We start from the raw sequence: 17,717 nt of genomic DNA, 5'->3' as shown, positions 1-17,717 counted from the left end.
TCGAAGCGGGAGAAACGGGGGGGTGGCGCCGAATATCCTCGGAGCCACGGGTTTCCCGGGCGACAGGGGCGTCGGCATGGTGGTCGGAGACGGCGCGGTCGGCGGCGCGGTCGGCGGCGGGATGGAACCCCTCGATGAGGACGACCCGGCACGGCTTGGCCCCTATGTGCTGCTGGGGCGCCTCGGCCAGGGCGGGATGGGCACAGTCTTCCTCGGACGCCGGGCGGGCCCCGACATGGCCGGTGCCAGCGGAACGGGTGTGGATGAGGACGCCCCGGGCCGGAATGGCGTCCGCGAGCCTGACGCGGAGCGGCTCGTCGCCGTCAAGATGATCAGGCCCGACCTGGCGCGCGAGCCGGAGTTCCGGGAGCGGTTCGGGCGGGAGGCCGTCGCGGCCCGGCGGGTCGCGCGTTTCTGCACCGCCGAGGTGTTGGACGTGGACGTCGAGGCGCGTCGGCCCTACCTGGTGACCGAGTACATCGATGGCCGCACGTTGGCCGCGGTCGTCCGTGAGGACGGGCCGCTGCCGAGCGCGGAGGTCGAACGGCTGGCGGTCGCGGTCGCCTCGGCGCTGACAGCGATCCATGCCGCCGGTCTGGTTCATCGTGACCTGAAGCCAGGCAACATCATGTTGTCGCCGTCTGGCGCCCGCGTCATCGACTTCGGCATCGCCCGGGCGCTGGACGCGACAACCACGTTCACGCACGCCGGCATCGGCACGCCCGCGTTCATGGCACCCGAACAGGCGCTCGGCGGCGTGGTCGCCCCGCCGGCCGACATCTATGCCTGGGGTGGCGTCGTGATCTTCGCTGCCACCGGCCGGCTGCCGCACGGCGAGGGCCCCAGCCCGGTGGTCCTCTACCGAGCCGTCAACGAGGAACCCGACCTGACCGGCCTGGACTCGGGCCTGCGCCAGCTCGTCGCCCGGGCGATGGCGAAGGACCCGGCCAGGCGCCCCACCGCCCAGGACCTGCTCCTGCTCCTGGTCGGCGCCACCCAGCTCGACGACGAAGAGCCGAACACCCCCGTCGCCGCGACCGCGAAACCCGATCCGCGGCCCCTTTTGTCTCCCCGGCAGGCGTCGCCATCCGACCCATCCGGGCCGTCCGGGCCGTCCGGGCCGTCCGCCGGCCTGGTCTCCCCGTCCGCGTCATCTCGGCGACCGGCAACGCCATCGGCGATGGAGGAGGCGCTGGCGCTGGCGGCGGACATCGCCCGGGACATCGACGCCGGTCGGGCGACACCGGCGGGGCCTCGGGCGGCCGACGTGTTCCCAGCCGGTCCGAACGCCCACGCCGGCGGCGAGGAGACAACCGCCCGGGCGCTGCCGGCCGATCCCCGCCGGCCCGCGACCCCGGCCCGACCGGCCGTGACGACGGATCCGCCCACCCGGGAGGCGACCACCTTCGTTCCACCCCATCTGGCCGGCGGAACGCGGGCGCCCGACGACACCTACCGGTTCGACGACGGCCGCCCCGCGGCCGGGGGCGTCGCGGACCCGACCGGTCACCGACGGCAGGCCAGGCGGTTCGGCGTGCGCCGCGGCGGCCTGGCCGGGCTCGGACCGGCCGTCGACGCGGCCCCGCTCGGCGGGCCGCTCACCGGCCACACCGGCCAGGTAACGTCGGTCGCGTTCGCCCCCGACGGCCTGGCGCTCGCTACGGCGAGCGCGGACGGCACCACCCGGGTCTGGCGTATCGCCCACGAGGCCGGCCACGCCGCGTCCCAGCTGGGTGAACCGCTGCGCGGCCACGAGGGGCGGGTGCTCGCCGTCGCCTACTCGCCGGGTGGGAGGGCGCTGGCGACCGCTGGCGGCGACCACACGGCGCGGCTCTGGCTGCGGGCGGCCACCGCTCCCGGCGAGGCGGATCCCGCCACCGTCGACGGCCATGGCTACCGCCCGCTCGCCATCGCCCGCGGCCACACCGACCAGGTGACCTCGGTGGCGTTCGCCCCGCGCGGCCGGCTGCTCGCCACCGGCGGCCTCGACGGGACGGTCCGGCTCTGGCAGCTCGACCTCGACGCCGTCGGCCGGGACGCCGTCCGCCCGCTCGGGCGGCCGCTCGCCGGTCACCGGGGCAAGGTCCTCGCCGTCGCGTTCTCGCCGGACGGCCAGATCCTCGCCACCGGCGGGACGGACCACACCGCGCTGCTCTGGGACCTGACGTCGTCGGTCCCCCGCCCGCTCGGCCCGCCGCTCGCCGACCACCGCTGGCACGTGCAGGCGCTCGCCGTCTCACCCGACGGCGACACCCTCGCCGCGGCGGCCGGCTTCGGCACCGTCCGCCTCTGGGATCTGACCGACCCGGCGCGTCCGTCGGGCCTCGCCGAGCTGACCAGCTGGCAGAGCGGCCAGGTCCGGGCGGTTGCCTTCGCCGCCGACGGCCGCACCCTCGCGGCCGCGGCCGGCATCGGCGCCGCCGTCGGCCTGTGGAACGTCGAGGACCCGACGATCCCGGAGCCACTCGGCCAGCTCGCGACCGGCCATGTCGGCACCGTCCGGGCGCTCGCCTTCTCCCCGACCCGCGACATCCTCGCCACCGCCGGCGACACGTCCACCCGCCTCTGGCGCCCCGCGGAGTAGCCCGACCGATTCCGCGAAGGCGGTCAGTTCGCCATGTCGACGAAGCGGGAGTAGTGGCCCTGGAACGCGACCGTGACGGTACCGGTCGGACCGTTACGGTGCTTGGCGATGATCAGATCGGCTTCGCCGGCCCGGGCCGATTCTTTCTCGACGGTGTCCTCGCGGTACAGGAGGATCACGGCGTCGGCGTCCTGCTCCAGGCTGCCGGACTCGCGCAGGTCAGAAACCTGGGGACGCTTGTCGGCGCGCTGTTCGGAGGCGCGGTTGAGCTGTGAGATCGCGACGACAGGGATCTCCAGCTCCTTGGCGAGCAGCTTCAACGAGCGGGAGATCTCGCTGACCTCCTGCTGGCGGCTCTCCACCCTCTTCGGCGACGACATGAGCTGCAGGTAGTCGAGGATGACCAGGCGCAGGTCGTGGCGCTGGCGCAGCCGGCGCGCCTTCGCCCGGATCTCCATCATCGTGAGGTGCGGGCTGTCGTCGATGAACAGCGGTGCCTCGGCGACCTCGCCCATCCGCCGGGCCAGCCGCGCCCAGTCGTCGTCGGTCAGCCGGCCCGTCCGGATGTTCTGCAGCGAGACCCGCGCCTCCGCCGACAGCAGCCTCATGGTGATCTCCATCCGACTCATCTCCAGCGAGAAGATGACGGACGCCATTCCGTGCTTGATGGACGCCGCTCGCGCGAAATCGAGGCCCAGGGTCGACTTTCCGACCGCGGGCCGGGCGGCGACGATCCAGAGCTGGCCGCCGTGGAGGCCATTGGTCAGCTCGTCGAGGTCGGTGAAGCCGGTAGGGACGCCCGTGAGGGCGCCCTCATGGCCGGCGATCGCCTCGATCTCCTCGAGGGCCGGGTTGAGCAGGTCACCCAGCGGCGCGTAGTCCTCAGTGCTACGGCGCTCGGTGACCTCGTAGACGGCGGCCTGGGCGCGGTCGACCAGCTCGTCGACATCCTGTGCCGGGCCGTAGGCGAGCTGGACTATTCGCGTGCCGGCCTCGGCGAGCCGGCGCAGCACGGCCTTCTCGGCGACGATCCTCGCGTAGTAGCCCGCGTTCGCGGCGGTCGGCACGCTGGAGATCAGCGTGTGCAGGTAGGCGGGGCCGCCGACGCGGTCCAGCAGGTCACGCCGGCCGAGCTCCGCGGCGACACTGACCGTGTCGGCCGGCTCGCCGCGGCCATAAAGGTCGCCGACGACCTCGAACACCGTGGCGTGCGCCGGCCGGTAGAAGTCGCCGGCGAGCACGACCTCGATGACGTCGGCGACGGCGTCCTTGGACAACATCATGCCGCCGAGCACGCTCTGCTCGGCCAGGATGTCGTGCGGGGGCGTCCGGTCGAACTCGACGGGCTGGCCGCCATTGCGCGAGATGTCAGTGACCGTCACTCGCCTCACCCCCCCGTCCACGATCTTCTCGCACGGCCCGACGGTGCCTCGCACCGCTCCCCGCCGCTCCTTGCCGGTCCGCTCCTTGCCGGTCCAGTCCTTGTCGGTCCAGGCCAGAGCCGTCCTTCGAACATATGTTCGATCAGATGGCTGGCCGGTGTCAAGGAGGAGCGTCGGGATGGCCACGGGCACGTCGAGTAGAGAACGTACGTGCACCTTCCTCGCGCATCGCGCTCGGCACTCCGTGGCGACCCCTGAATGGCTGACTTTAGGGAACGCGGGCACTGTGCGGCAAAAAGTTATCCACAGGGATGTGTGGATAACCTGTGGGCAACTCCGGTGCAGCCTGGGGAGGACCTCGGGACGACGGCCGATGAACTGTGGATGGACTAGCCCGGTACCGCCCGGGATCGGCTGTCAGGCTGGGCATCCTTCCTGGCGCCCTGTGGACACAAAAAAGCTTGCCCAAGTCTCCGAATGAATCCCCCACCCGACGAGCGAGCCCTTACGAGGACCACGGGTGGCCCACGTGGTGCGTCGATTCGGAGACCCGAGGACGCCGGCAGTGAGGCCGAGGACGCCGGCAGGCCAGGCCCAGAGACGGCGATGCCCGGTGCCCCGGACTTTCCCGGGACACCGGGCAGGTGTATAGCTGTGGTTACTTGTCGCCGCTCACTCGGTTACACCATGCTTGCGCTGCAGACACCTCGGTTGATGCCTGCTGGTCCACATCGGCCTGATCTGAGGTTTGCCTGCCGGCCGGACCCAAAGATCCAGCCGAGTGTATGGCTATGGTTACGCCCCGCCGCGTACTTGGTTACACCGTGCTTACGTTGCAGACACCTCGGTTGATGCCTGCTGGTCCACATCGGCCTGATCTGAGGTTTGCCTGCCGGCCGGACCCGAAGATCCAGCCGGGTGTATGGCTAGAGGCGCCGGTCCGGCGACCGCGCGACCGCTTCCGCGAGTCAGGCCGCGGCGACCCTGACGGTCAGCTGGGCGGTCACCTCGGGGTGCAGATACACCGCGACGGTGTGCTGACCGACAGCCTTGATCGGCGAGGTCAGCTGGACCTTCCGCCTGTCCAGCGCCGGACCGCCCGCCTTCGCCACGGCGTCCGTGACGTCGCCGGCGGTGATCGAGCCGAAGAGCCGGCCCTCCTTGCCCGCCCGGCTCGTCAGCGTCACGGACAGCGCCTTGAGCTGCTCGGCGATCTCCTGCGCGTGCCCCAGATCACGGACCTCCCGGGCCGACCTGGCCCGCTTGATCTGCTCGACCTGGCGCTCGATGCCGCGGGTCGCGATGATCGCGAACTGCTGGGGAACGAGGTAGTTGCGGCCGTAGCCGTCGGCCACCTCGACGATGTCGCCGGGGCTGCCGAGGCCCGGCACCTCCTGGGTGAGAACGAGCTTCATGTCGGCGTCACCCTCCTCAGCGCGCGGTCGAGGTGTAGGGCAGCAGCGCCATCTCGCGGCTGTTCTTCACCGCGATGGCGACGTCCCGCTGGTGCTGGCTGCAGTTGCCGGTGACCCGACGGGCACGGATCTTGCCGCGGTCCGAGATGAACTTGCGCAGCAGCGAGGTGTCCTTGTAGTCGATGTAGTCGGTCTTGTCCTTGCAGAAGACGCAAACCTTCTTCTTCGGCTTGCGCACAGCCGCCTTGGGCATGGTTGTGCACTCCTAGATTTCAGACAAAGTCAGATGAGCGTCCCGGATACCCCTCGAGGGCGCGAAGCGCCATCGAGGTCCGGGCCGGCCCCGGACGGCATCGTGACCCCGAGCAGGCCGCCCAGAGGGCGGCGGGCAGGGTCGGCCGGGTCGGCGCGCAATGGGCGCGAACGCCCGGGCACCACGAACGGGGCTAGAAGGGCGGCTCGTCGGAGTACCCGCCGGCCGGCTGCGACCAGGGGTCGTCGACGGCGCCGCCGGAGTAGCCGCCCCCGGAAGAGGAGGAGCTACCACCACCGCCGCCGCCGCCGCGGTAACCACTGCCACCGCCGGCGCTACCAGCACCGGCACCGCTGGCACCGTTACCGCTGGCACTACCGCCACCGCGGTATCCGCTGTCCGGCGGGCCGTCGTAGCCACCGCCGCCGCCACCGCCACCGCGCGCCGCGCGGACGACCTTGGCGGTCGCGTATCGCAGCGACGGGCCGATCTCATCGACGTCGAGCTCGATGACGGTACGTTTGTCGCCCTCGCGGGTCTCGAACGAGCGCTGCTTGAGCCGACCCTGGACGATGACGCGAGCGCCCTTGGTCAGCGACTCCGCGACGTGCTCGGCCGCCTGCCGCCAGATCGAGCAGCGCAGGAACAGCGGTTCGCCGTCCTTCCACTCGTTGGTGGCCCGGTCGAGCGTGCGCGGCGTGGATGCGACCGTGAAGCTCGCGACAGCCGCCCCGTTCGGGGTGAACCGCAGCTCCGGGTCGCTGGTCAGATTGCCGACGACAGTGATGACGGTCTCACCGGCCATGGGATGTGCCCCCTGTCCCGCGGGTGTGTCAGGCGGCCGGCCGACGGGCGGCGCGCGGCTTCTTCGCTTCGGGCAGCCGGATGACCTTGGTGCGGATAACCGACTCGTTGAGCGTGAGCTGACGGTCGAGCTCGGCGACGACGTCCGGCTCGGCGTGCAGATCGATGATGGCGTAGATGCCCTCGTGGCTCTTGCGGATCTCGTAGGAGAGCCGGCGGCGGCCCCAGACGTCGACCTTCTCCACCGCGCCGCCGCCATTGCGGACGACGGAGAGGAACTGGTCGAGGGACGGCGCGACGGTGCGTTCCTCAAGATCTGGATCGAGGATGACCATCAGCTCGTAGTGGCGTGCCAAGGCTGAACCCACCTCCTGTGGACTCGGCGGCCACGGGCTTCGCCCGTGGCAGGAGGGAAAATGATGCGCGTTCCTGGCTCCGCGGCCTACTGCTGCGTCCCGGTACTGAACATCCCTGGTACTGGAACCCGTAGTGGGCCGCGAAGAAGAACGCGCCGACGGCGCCCGCCATATGGCGAGCACCGTGCCGCGTTGAGCTTACTCGACGTGCTCGGCGGCCCCGCCGGACAGGTCGCCACGGCCGGTGGGTTGGCGGTCCGCCACCGGCCCGTGCCACACGGTGCGAGCCCACCCCCAGGCGACCGCGAGCAGGACGACGAGCGCGAGCAGGACGAGCAGGCCGCGCAGGTGCCGTCCGGGAGACGGGTCGACGGCCGCCAGCACAATGACGCACAGCATCGCGGCCGCCGCCCCGCCGGCGAGCGGATAGGCCAACGCGTTCGAGGCCCGTTCGCCGTCGCCGTCGCCGGCCGGGGGGCCTTCTGGGTCGCCGCCTGTACTCATCGTCCCCATCCTGGCGCACTCGCGGCACGATCCGCCTCGTCGTGGCCGTATCGGCGGGGCGCGCCGTCAGACCGATGGCTCCCGGACCACTCGCGTACCTGGCGCTCCCCAAGATGACCGTCACTGTGAGTTACCGTCCGCGCGACACCGGCACGGGCGGCCGGGACGACGCGGGTAAGGGGTGGCTACGGCGGTGGTGACCTCGCACCGGCTGCGGCCGGCACCCGCGCAGGACGAGGCGCCGATGATGCCGCACTCGGCACAGGCCGTGGCCGCGCTGCTCGCCGGGGTCGTCGTAGTCGGGTTCGTCCTGGTGGCCGGTGGCGCACTGGCACCGGCGAACGCGGGCACCGAGGCCTCCGACCAGCTCGCGCGGCGTCCGGCGTCGACGGTGGCCGTACCGCCGCCACCGTCCGCCGCGCCCGCGCCCGCGCCGACCCGCGGGCCGGCGACGCGGCCCCCGCCGCCGGAACGGCTGCCCGCGGTGGCGCCGAGACCGGCTCGTGCAGTGGCTCTCCGGTCCCCGATCGGCCCTGACCTGCCTTGACCGGCCTGACAGGCACACCGCGTGTCGGCATGGGCTGTCAGTCGACCCAGCGCCCCTGGGTGAAGGCGATCACGAAGACGGCCATCACCGGGCCGGACAGCCACAGGTAGGCGGGCGCCGCCCTGGGAAACCGGGCGGCGAGCCGCGCGAGCAGCAGGTAGACCGGGAACGCGACCAACATCGTGCGCACGCCCGAGGCGTAGTAGTTGGTCGCGGCCATCAGGAGCGTCGCCGTGCCGACGAACGTCGCCTCCGCCCATCGGCGGCTGTACAGCAACGCAACCGTGACCACGACGCCCAGGACCACGGCGAGCAGCTCCGCCCGCCAGAACCAGGTGAAGGTCGTCGAGCCGTCCGCCCCGGGGAAGGCCGACCCCCAGGTCGTCCTCCAGCCCGACCATGGCCAGTCGACCCAACGGTGCCAGCCCTCGCGCATCGCGGCCGTGTAGGCGTTCCATTCCCCGGTCTTGCCGTGCAGGTACCAGAGGAAGCCGAACACCGGCAGGGGCGGGAGCGCCAGCGACAGCGCCGGCCACGCGATCACGGGCGCGCCGGCCCGCCGGCGTTCGACGACGTACAGGACGACGAGCCCACACCACAGCGGGATGCCGGTGACCCGGGTCCCGGTGGCGCAGGCGGCGAGGGCACCGGCGAGCCACCACCGTTCGCGCCGGGCCGCGAGCCACGCGGTGCTCGCGAACGCCAGGAACAGCGCCTCGGAGTAGCCGGCGAACAGGAACACGGCGTACGGCGCAAAGATCATCGCCAGCACCGCCGCGCGGCCGGCGGCCGGGCCGCCGTCGTCCGCGGCCAGCCGCCAGATCGCCGCCGCCGCGACCGCTCCGGCCAGGAACACGACGATCAGTCCCGCGATGATCCAGTTCGGCGCGACGAAATGGACCAGCCGGATGGCGAGCGGGAAGGCGGGGAAGTCGACCTCGGTCTTGTCGGAGTAATGCGGCGAGACATAGCCGTAGCGCGCGACCTTGGTGAACAGGCCGACGTCCCAGCGATCCCACAGCTCGGTGAAGCGGGGCACGTTGCCCATCGCGCCCTCGACCGCTACCCGCGCGGCGGCGAGCGACAGCAGCGCGACCGCCACCCGGCTGGCGAGCCACAGTGGCAGCGTCGCCCGTGCCGCCTCCGGCAGCCGAGCCCACAGCCCGCTCGCGGACGACACCAGCCGGGCCGGTGGGCTCACCGGACCCGGCGAGTGCGGGGGCCTCACTGGGGTTCGGGATCAGCCCGGCGCGGCCGGAACAACGCGCCCGGCTCCAGAACGTCGCCGTCGGGCGCGCCGCCGGCGCCGCCACCCCCGTCGGGTCGCCCGCGCTCATCGGTACCCGTCGTGGCGGTACCCATCGCGGCGTCGGCCCAGAGGCCGCCGGATCCGGACGGGCCGTCGATGACCTCACCGACGAGGACTGGCGGCCGGCGGTGCGGGCCGAACACGTCCGCGGCTCCGTCCAGCACGCCACCGGCCGGGTCGTCCACGCCGGAGGCCCGCACGACGTCGAGCTCGGGACGCAGGATCTCGCGGACGATCAGGCCCGCGAGCACCAGCAGCACGAGGTCACGCAGCGCGACCGCGCCGACGAACCAGCCGCGGGAGACCCCGCGCACGCCGTTGGTGTCGTTGTAGATGAAATGCATGAACCGCATGAACAGCAGGTAGACCTCGGCGGCCTGCCAGACCAGGAAGGCACGCCACCTGGGCCTCGCCAACGCGTACAGCGGCAGCAGCCACAGCGTGTACTGCGGCGAGAACACCTTGTTGGTCACCAGGAACGCGACGACGAGCAGGAACAGGACCTGCGGCAGGCGCGGGCGGCGCGGCGCGAACCAGCACAGTCCGGCGATCGCGGCGATCGAGGCGAGCAACGCGACCATGGTGATGGCGTTCAGCACCGACACGGGTATGCCGTGGTCGCGCACCGCCGTCAGCAGGACCGGCGTGGCGACGACGACGACCAGCCAACTGGCGGCGCCCACGGCCAACGTCGTCCCGCGGACGCCGCCGACCACACCCGTCAAGGCGCCACCCATGCCGCCGGCCGGGTCATCCGCCGCGTCGTCGTCCCCGGCCTCGGCCCAGCGCGCACGTACCCACGGGCCGGCGGCGACGGCGGCGAGGCCGAGGGTGGCCAGCACGATGACGATCAGGTGCGGGCCGCCGAACCAGCCCGGGTCGTACGCCCCAGCCAGCCACTGCACGGCGAACGCTAGCGAGTCCCAGTCAGCGGGGCGGTGCTCGTTGAGGTCGAAGAAACGCACCACCGCGTTCTGGGCACCGTCGGCATGCCCGTCGAGCATGCCGAACCAGCCGCCGGAACCCAGCGTCGACAGGATGCCGCCGTGCGACTTCTTGTCGCCGATGAAGTAGCCGGCGACGAGGTAAGTCGGCAGCACGATGGCGACGACGGTCACCGCGGTGGAGGCGACCATACGGCCGAAGGCACGCAGCTGGCCGGTACGCAGGCACAGCACGCCGATCGCGACGAGGAAGAACACCGGGTAGAGCTTGGTGGCCACTCCGAGGCCGAGCAGGATGCCGGCGGCCACCGGCGCCCGCCTGGACCAGGCGTAGACGGCCACGGCCCCGAACGCGACCGCGACGATGTCCCAGTTCGTCAGCAGGTGCAGCACCATCGTGGGCGCGAGCGCGAACAGCGCCGCGTCCCAGATCCGCCGCCTGCCGGCGGTCTTCGCGACGGCGACGACGGCCACGCAGGCGAAGCAGAGGAAGAGCAGCGCGGTCAGGTCGTAGAACAGCGCGGAGCGGGCGTCGATGGTCCAGTGGTCGATGACCTGCTCGCCGTTCTCGGTCCGGTAGACCGGCTTCTGCGGCGGGGCGACCCTGGAGACGGCGGCGACCACTTCCATGGTCGCGCCGATCAGCGGCGGGTACTCGGTCGGGTAGTCCAGGTAGGGGACCTTGCCGTCCTTCAGGCCCTCCTGCGAGTAGAGCGCGACGACGTCCGAGTAGCACATCCGCGTGTACTGGTACTCGTGCGTCCAGTTCCGGGTGTCGCGGCAGGTCGACTTCTGCGCGTAGCCAAGGCCGCAGACGACGATCGTCAGCGCGAGCAGCACCCGCACGGGCGTCCACCAGGTCCGCCGGTCGGGCAGCACGGCGTGCCGCCCCGGCGGCCCGCCGATGAGCTCGCTCGCGCCCCGCGCCACCGGATCCTCGAGGCTCGGGCTCACCGCCTCGTCCGTCGTCTTAGCCCGGTCGGTGACCGGTGCGTCGGGCGTCGTCATACCGGCCGCCTCATCCGCGCCCCGCTGTCATGCGCCCATTGTCATACACGCTCCGGTCCGCCCCGACTCCGACAACGCCGACACGGGAGACGACTCTGATACGAGAGCGGGCGGGCCCGTCCATGTCATCGCTGGACCCGTCGGCCACCGCCTCTGGAGGACCGCCGCCAGCGGCGAGGGGAGCCGGTGGCCGGGGCGCGCCCCGGCCACCGGCTCCCCTGGTCAGCCCGCTGGGGTCCCTGGTCAGGCTCCTCATCCCAGGTTGAGGATGCCGCCCTGTCTACCGGGCGTGGGACTGGGCGATGGGGTCGGGGTCTCGGTCGCGCCGTCGCCACCGCCATTGCCGCTGTCGCCGCCGCTAGTGCCGCCGTTGTTGCGGCCGCGGTTGATGCCGAGCGGGTCCAGCGGGTCGTAGGTAAAGCCGGGCAAACCGGGCATATTGCCGTCGGTCGGCGTGGCCGGCAGGTCGGGCGTCGGGGTCGGCGACGGGGAGGCATTCGTGATCTCGCCGGCGTAGGCCGGCGGGTCGAACTTCTCCAGCGGCTGGCCCTTGAGCGCCGCGTCCATGAAGACCTTCCAGATCTTCGCCGGCCAGTCGCCACCGTAGACACCCTGGCCCGTGATGGCGCCGGCGACGTGCCCGAGCGACTGGTCCGGCAGCGGATGGCCGTCCTTGTCGACCTTGGCGTCTCCACGGAACATGTTCACACAGGCCGCGATGTTGTTCGAGCCCGCCGTGTAGCCGCAGAACCAGGCGGAGCGGTATTCCTGCACGGTGCCGGTCTTGCCGGCGGCCTGCCGGCCGTCGGCGAGCTTCGCGTTCGTCTTGCCGGTGCCGTTCGGGCTCGCGATCACTTGCTCCAGCGCGTACGTCGCGTCCTTGACGACGTGGTCGTCGAGGACGGTCGCCGCGTCCGACTGGCCCTGGTAGATGACGTGGCCGTCATTGTTCAGGACCTTGTCGACGATGTGCGGGGTCGTGCGCACACCACCGCTGGCCAGCGTGCTGTAGACCGAGACCATCTCGGTGGCGCGCACCGAGTCCTGGCCGAGCGTGACACCGGCGACGTTGTCCAGCGAGGACGTGACGCCCAGGCTCTTCGCCATCGCGATGACCTTCGAGACGCCGATGTTCTGGCCGAGCGGCACGTACACCGTGTTCAGCGATGCCGCGGTGGCGGTGGCGAGATCGGTGTACCGGTAGTTGGGATCGCCCTCGTCGTTGTGGACGATGTAGTCACCCTCCGAGGTGGTGCCCTTCAACGTCACCTCGTCCGGCGCCTCATAGACCGATTTCAGGCTCGCGCCGTTACTCAGCGCCGTCACCAGAGTGACGGCCTTGAACGTCGAGCCGGACGGGATCGCCGCCCCAGAGACGTTGTCCAGATACTGCTCCTGGCCGGTCGCCGGATTCTTGCCGTACAGCGAGCCGCCGTACCAGGCCAGTACCTTCCCGGTTCTCGGGTCGACGGCAACCAGGCCTGTCTTCAGGTTCGACAGCTTCGGGTAGACGGGACCGATCACGCTGTTGACCGCGTTGAAGGCCGCGGTCTGGCGGCCGTAGTCGATCGTCGTCGTGATCCGCAGCCCGGCGGTGCTGACCTGGTCCTCGGAGATGCCGTGCGCCTCGAGCTCACGAATGACCTGGTCCTGGATGTATCTGCCCTGGTCGGAGCTGTTGGAGTTGTTCTTCTTGGGCGAGATGTTCGTCGGGTAGGCGGGTTTCTCCTTCAGCCAGCCCTGGGAGATCATCGTGTTGATGACCTCGTTCCACCGCCGCTTCGCAGCGTCCGGGTTCTTCAGCGGGTCGAGGTTGTTCGGCGAGCGGATGAGGCCCGCGATGACCGCTCCCTCGGCCGCGGTGAGCTGGCTGGCGGGCTTGCCGAAGTAGGCCTGGGAGGCGGCCTCGATGCCGTTCGTCTCCCGCCCGAAGTAGATCGTGTTCAGGTAGAACTCGAGGATCTGGTCCTTGGAGTACTTCTGGTCCAGCTTGACCGCCATCACGATCTCCTTCATCTTGCGGGAGAACGTGCGGTCCTGGGTGAGGAAGGCGTTCTTGACGTACTGCTGGGTGATCGTCGAGCCGCCCTGCTGGACGCCGCCGCCCTTCACGTTGGCGACCAGGGCGCGCGCGATGCCGCGGTACGAGATGCCCGGCTCGTTGTAGAAGTTGTGGTCCTCGGCGGCGAGCACCGCGTGCTGGGCGTCCTTGGAGATCTGCGACAGCGGCACGTTCTGGCGGTCGACCGTGCCGATCCTGGCCAGCTCGTGCTGGCCGTCGGCGTAGTAGATCACCGAGGTCTGGTCGCCAGTCTTGATCTCGTCTGGCAACGGCACCTTGGTCGCCGTATACAGGATCGCGAGCCCCGCAACGAACAGCAGCACGCTGGACAGGAAGCCGAACACCACCAGCCGGCGCAGCCACAGCGGCCGCGCCCGCCACCATTTCGGCCCGTGGGTGCCGATCTTGCGCCCCGGCTTGACACCCTCGGCCGCGGCGGCACGTCTGGGACCGGTGCCGTCCAGGCCATCCGGGCCGGCGGGGCGCCGGCGGCCGCCAGGACCTGTCGAACGGCGCGTTCCCACCTGAGTCGCGCCGTCGGAGGAGACCCGGCGATAGGTGGTGGCCTGTTCGTCGCGGTCGCGCAGCTCGATCCGGCTGAGCGCGGCCTGGTCGACGGTGTCGTAGAGGGCGTCCCGCTCGGCGGGGTGCGCCGGCCGGCGGCCCCGGTCGGAGATGCCCCGCGTCCGGCCGCCGACGGCCATGGTGGCGGCCCCGCCGGAACCGGTGGCCCCGCCGCGCCCGCGGTTGGCCGTGGCGCGCGGGTGATATGACGGACGATCCGACGACGGCTCGCCGGCCGAGGGGCGCGCCCCGGTCCGGTCGCCGCGGCCGGCGACGGGGCGGCGGCCGGTGGAGGTGGCGGTGGCGCCGCCGGTCTGGCTCGGGCCGCCGGTCTGGCTCGGGCCGCCGGTCTGGCTCGGGCGTGGCCCGCGGCCGGCGGCCGGCCGCTCGGGCCGGGCTGGTCGGTCGGCGCGCTCGGGCCTGTCCGGCCGCTCGCCGAGGTCCGGCCGGTCATACCGGTCAGGTCGTGGAATCTGAGTACGGTCGTCATAGCCGCGTGGGCCACCGGCGGCGTCGCCCGCGGGGCCTCCGGCTGGGGGCGCCGGGCGCCGACGGACCGGTTCCTGATCATTCGGCAGGCTCAAAGCCGTCCCGTCCTTCCCGCACCGCGACCGGGACAAGGTGGGAGGTTCGGTCGCGTTCGGTACATGGCAGCCCAGCGTCTCATGCCGGCCCGACCGCCCCGTCAGGCACCCCTGTCCCGCCCGCTCGCCTCTACCGCGTGTCGTCCCAAGGCCCGGTCATCGCCCCTCCAGGCGGCAGGCCTGGAGCCGAAAACGCAGGCACCCGGCACCGGGCGCCTCCCAGCCAGACGCGCCAAACCGTCGGGAGGTTGCCCAAGGGAGGGTTTCGTCGGTCACGGCGCTGACTCTCGGCGAGACGCGACGAGGGCCGGGCATCCCCCTCCGGATGCCCGGCCCTCGTCGCCGTCCGTCGCGGTTGAAGGCTTGGGCCTTCCAACGCAACGCCTAGGCCGCGGGCGCGGCCGACTACTTACTTACTCCTCGCCGGCGATGAAGGCCTCGACCTTGTCCCTGGCGACGCTGTCGCGGTACTGCTCCGGCGGGGACTTCATGAAGTAGCTCGACGCCGACAGGATCGGGCCGCCGACGCCCCGGTCGAGGGCGATCTTCGCGCAGCGGACCGCGTCGATGACGACGCCGGCGCTGTTCGGAGAGTCCCAGACCTCAAGCTTGTACTCCAGGTTCAGCGGCACGTCACCGAACGCGCGGCCCTCGAGCCGGACGTAGGCCCACTTGCGGTCGTCGAGCCAGGCGACGTAGTCCGACGGGCCGATGTGGACGTTGTCCTTGCCGAGGTCGTGCGAGAGCTGGGAGGTGACCGCCTGGGTCTTGGAGATCTTCTTGGACTCCAGCCGCTCGCGCTCAAGCATGTTCTTGAAGTCCATGTTGCCGCCGACGTTGAGCTGCATCGTGCGGTCCAGGATGACGCCCCGGTCCTCGAACAGCTTGGCGAGCACCCGGTGGGTGATGGTGGCGCCGACCTGGGACTTGATGTCGTCACCGACGATCGGCACGCCCGCGGCGCGGAACTTCTCGGCCCACTCGGGGACGCCGGCGATGAAGACGGGAAGGCAGTTGACGAAGCCGACACCCGCGTCGATGGCGCACTGGGCGTAGAACTTCGCCGCGTCCTCGGAGCCGACCGGCAGGTAGCAGACCAGCACGTCCGCCCGGGTCGAGCGCAGGACCTCGACCACGTCCACCGGCTGCTCGTCGGACTCCTCGACGGTCTCCCGGTAGTACTTGCCGAAGCCGTCGTAGGTGTGGCCGCGGAAGACGGTCACGCCGGTCGGCGGGACGTCGGCGATCTTGATCGTGTTGTTCTGGCTGGCGACGATCGCCTCGGCCAGGTCACGGCCGACCTTCTTCGCGTCGATGTCGAACGCGGCGACGAACTCGATGTCGGAGACGTGATAGTCGCCGAGCTTCACGTGCATGAGCCCGGGCACCTGGTCGGTCGGGTCTACGCCGCGGTAGTACTCGACCCCCTGGACGAGAGACGCAGCGCAGTTGCCCACGCCGACGATGGCGACACGTACCGAACCCATGACGGTCTGCTCCTTCTGACTACTCGGGAATATGTGTGCAGGACCGGATGCGCCGCGCCGGTAGGCGAGACTCACCGGGCCCCTGGGACCTCACCGTCGGGGTCCTGGGACGTTGTGGGGGGTGGCGTCAACGGCGGAGCGGACGGCCGAGGTGCCGATGGCAGGGTGGAGTGCCCTGGCCCTGGCAGGTCCAGGTCAGCCATCCCCGGCTGCGCCTGGGCGCGTTCGGTCTCGATCAGCTCGGTGAGCCAGCGAACCTCGCGCTCGACGGACTCCAGCCCGTGGCGCTGTAGCTCGAGCGTGTAGGTGTCGAACCGCTCCCGGGTACGGGCGAGCGCGGAGCGAACCTTCTCGCGCCGCTCCTCGAGCCGGTTCCGCCGGCCCTCGAGGATGCGCAGCCGCACCGCGGCGTCCGTCTTGCCGAAGAAGGCGAAGCGGACACCGAACATCTCGTCTTCCCAGGAGGACGGCCCGCCCTCGCCGAGCAGCTCCGCGAGCCGCTCCTTACCCTCGGCGGTGAGGGTGTAGACGACCCGGCTGCGCCCGCCGATCCGGCTCGCCGCGCCGGCGTCGTCGGAGGTCACGTAGCCCTCGGCCTGCAGCTTGCGCAGGCACGGGTACAGCGAGCCGTAGCTGAAACGGTGGAACGCGCCGAGCACGGCCGCGAGCCGCTTGCGCAGCTCGTAGCCGTGCATCGGGCTCTCAGCGAGGATCCCGAGCACCGCGAGCTCCAACACCGCGCCGCCCTCCCTCCGCGTCACCGCCACTGCCTGACCCGCCATGAGCGGCCCGGACACCCTGCTCGATCTCTCGCCCCGACATCTCGGCCCGACATCTCTGCTCGACATGTCGGCTCAACATGTCGTCCGAACATATCGAGGCGATACATCGACCATAGACGAGTCGGGACGACCATGGCAACAGGGGATGTCTCGTTGGCGTCCGGCCAGAGGCACGCGGGTGACGCGATCCGGCCGCCGGGCGGGCGGCCCGGTCGGGCGCGGCGACCCAAGGTTCCTGGTGGACCGGCCAGGCGGGATGCCTGCCCGCGGATCTCCGGGTCGGCTTCACCGACCCGGAGATCCGCCGATCCGGAGATTCGCGGGCGGCTCCAACGGACGTCCCACGGGCCCGGATGTCCAGCCGCGCGGCGGGCCGCGACGCCGTTCCAGCGACCAGTAAGCGCACCTCAGCCACACCCGGTCACAGCGCATCGGCGCAGCGCCAACCCAGCCACGTCATCAGCCCGGTCCAGGCCCCACCACCGCCATATGCCAGGGCCCAACACCACGCGAGGAGGGCGCCCAGCGCCCGACACGGGGCGAGCGCGCCTAGCGCCTCGCCCCGACACGGGGCGAGCGCGCCTAGCGCCTCGCCCCGACACGGGGCGAGCGCGCCTAGCGCCTCGCCCCGACAAGCGCGCATTTCGACTCTGGCGGAGCGCCGGGGGTGCGGGGGTACCGTGACTGCATGGGACCGCGTTCGGTCATCGACTACGCGCTCGTCCGCCGGGCGACGCTGGCCGACCTGCACGCCGGACGGGTCTCCCAGCACGAGGTCTGTGACGCCAACCCGTACCTGCTGCGCGCCGCCCGTCACCACGGCGAGCCGACCAGCAAGAGCTGCCCGGTCTGCCACGCGGGCGACCCTCAGCACCCGAAGCCCGGCGACCCACTCGTGCATGTCACGTACAGCTACGGCGACGAACTTGGTGCCACCGCCGGGCGGGCCTGGGCGTCGAGTGACCTCCCGGAGCTGGCGGCCCGGTTCAGCGATCTACAGATCTACGTCGTCGAGGTGTGCGCCTCGTGCGGCTGGAACCACCTCGTGACGACCTACACCATCGGCACCGGCGGCCCACCGGTCCGGCGCTCCGCCCGCCGCGCCGCGCCGGACGGGAGCTGATGGGCGCGA

At 71.4% G+C, this 17,717-nt stretch carries 14 protein-coding genes; 3 read left to right on the top strand and 11 right to left on the bottom strand.

Annotated elements, in window-relative coordinates:
* Positions 1-76: 76 nt before the first annotated feature.
* Positions 77-2,584 carry a WD40 repeat domain-containing serine/threonine protein kinase gene (locus BCD48_RS39130; protein ID WP_071053462.1) on the top strand — a complete coding sequence of 836 codons (2,508 nt, stop codon included), beginning with the start codon at positions 77-79 and terminating at the stop codon, positions 2,582-2,584.
* A 23-nt stretch (positions 2,585-2,607) separates the two neighbouring features.
* On the opposite strand, the gene dnaB is transcribed toward BCD48_RS39130, so the two are convergent.
* From dnaB to BCD48_RS39100, 6 genes are all read right to left on the bottom strand, one after another.
* Positions 2,608-3,966, bottom strand: coding sequence for a replicative DNA helicase (gene dnaB / locus BCD48_RS39125; protein WP_071053461.1), 1,359 nt, complete (start codon positions 3,964-3,966; stop codon positions 2,608-2,610).
* A 968-nt stretch (positions 3,967-4,934) separates the two neighbouring features.
* Positions 4,935-5,381 carry a 50S ribosomal protein L9 gene (rplI, locus tag BCD48_RS39120; protein WP_071053409.1) on the bottom strand — a complete coding sequence of 149 codons (447 nt, stop codon included), beginning with the start codon at positions 5,379-5,381 and terminating at the stop codon, positions 4,935-4,937.
* Between the two features lie 16 nt (positions 5,382-5,397).
* On the bottom strand, positions 5,398-5,634 hold the full coding sequence (gene rpsR / locus BCD48_RS39115; RefSeq protein ID WP_071053408.1) for a 30S ribosomal protein S18: 237 nt from the start codon (positions 5,632-5,634) through the stop codon (positions 5,398-5,400).
* A 193-nt stretch (positions 5,635-5,827) separates the two neighbouring features.
* Positions 5,828-6,439, bottom strand: a complete 612-nt coding sequence (locus BCD48_RS39110) for a single-stranded DNA-binding protein (protein ID WP_071053407.1) — start codon at positions 6,437-6,439, stop codon at positions 5,828-5,830.
* Positions 6,440-6,467: 28 nt separating this feature from the next.
* On the bottom strand, positions 6,468-6,794 hold the full coding sequence (gene rpsF, locus BCD48_RS39105) for a 30S ribosomal protein S6 (protein WP_274536627.1): 327 nt from the start codon (positions 6,792-6,794) through the stop codon (positions 6,468-6,470).
* Between the two features lie 198 nt (positions 6,795-6,992).
* Positions 6,993-7,298 (bottom strand): hypothetical protein, encoded by a 306-nt coding sequence (locus tag BCD48_RS39100; protein ID WP_071053406.1) that lies wholly within the window; start codon positions 7,296-7,298, stop codon positions 6,993-6,995.
* Between the two features lie 193 nt (positions 7,299-7,491).
* On the opposite strand from BCD48_RS39100, the gene BCD48_RS39095 reads away from it, so the two are divergent.
* Positions 7,492-7,845, top strand: a complete 354-nt coding sequence (locus BCD48_RS39095) for a hypothetical protein (RefSeq protein ID WP_071053405.1) — start codon at positions 7,492-7,494, stop codon at positions 7,843-7,845.
* A 37-nt stretch (positions 7,846-7,882) separates the two neighbouring features.
* On the opposite strand, the gene BCD48_RS39090 is transcribed toward BCD48_RS39095, so the two are convergent.
* The 5 genes from BCD48_RS39090 to BCD48_RS39070 all read right to left on the bottom strand — a co-directional run bounded on the left by BCD48_RS39090 (position 7,883) and on the right by BCD48_RS39070 (position 16,540).
* Positions 7,883-9,046, bottom strand: coding sequence for a hypothetical protein (locus BCD48_RS39090; RefSeq protein ID WP_241842333.1), 1,164 nt, complete (start codon positions 9,044-9,046; stop codon positions 7,883-7,885).
* A gap of 23 nt (positions 9,047-9,069) precedes the next feature.
* A complete protein-coding gene (locus BCD48_RS39085; RefSeq protein ID WP_071053404.1) occupies positions 9,070-11,106 on the bottom strand; it encodes a glycosyltransferase family 87 protein in 2,037 nt (678 codons plus the stop codon).
* A gap of 252 nt (positions 11,107-11,358) precedes the next feature.
* Complete coding sequence (locus BCD48_RS39080) at positions 11,359-14,316, bottom strand: transglycosylase domain-containing protein (protein WP_241842332.1); 2,958 nt, start codon at positions 14,314-14,316, stop codon at positions 11,359-11,361.
* Positions 14,317-14,729: 413 nt separating this feature from the next.
* Positions 14,730-15,803: an inositol-3-phosphate synthase gene (locus BCD48_RS39075; RefSeq protein WP_071053403.1), complete on the bottom strand. Its 1,074-nt coding sequence runs from the start codon at positions 15,801-15,803 to the stop codon at positions 14,730-14,732.
* Positions 15,804-15,874: 71 nt separating this feature from the next.
* On the bottom strand, positions 15,875-16,540 hold the full coding sequence (locus BCD48_RS39070) for a PadR family transcriptional regulator (RefSeq protein ID WP_071053457.1): 666 nt from the start codon (positions 16,538-16,540) through the stop codon (positions 15,875-15,877).
* 733 nt (positions 16,541-17,273) lie between these two features.
* Between BCD48_RS39070 and BCD48_RS39065 the strand changes: the two genes are divergently transcribed.
* A complete protein-coding gene (locus tag BCD48_RS39065) occupies positions 17,274-17,708 on the top strand; it encodes a DUF5318 family protein (RefSeq protein ID WP_071053402.1) in 435 nt (144 codons plus the stop codon).
* Positions 17,709-17,717: the final 9 nt, after the last annotated feature.

Origin of the sequence: Pseudofrankia coriaricola (assembly GCF_001854805.1) — a bacterium.
Lineage (GTDB): Bacteria > Actinomycetota > Actinomycetes > Frankiales > Frankiaceae > Pseudofrankia.
Note: the sequence above shows the minus strand (reverse complement) of the source record. Positions and strands in the feature narration are given on the sequence as shown.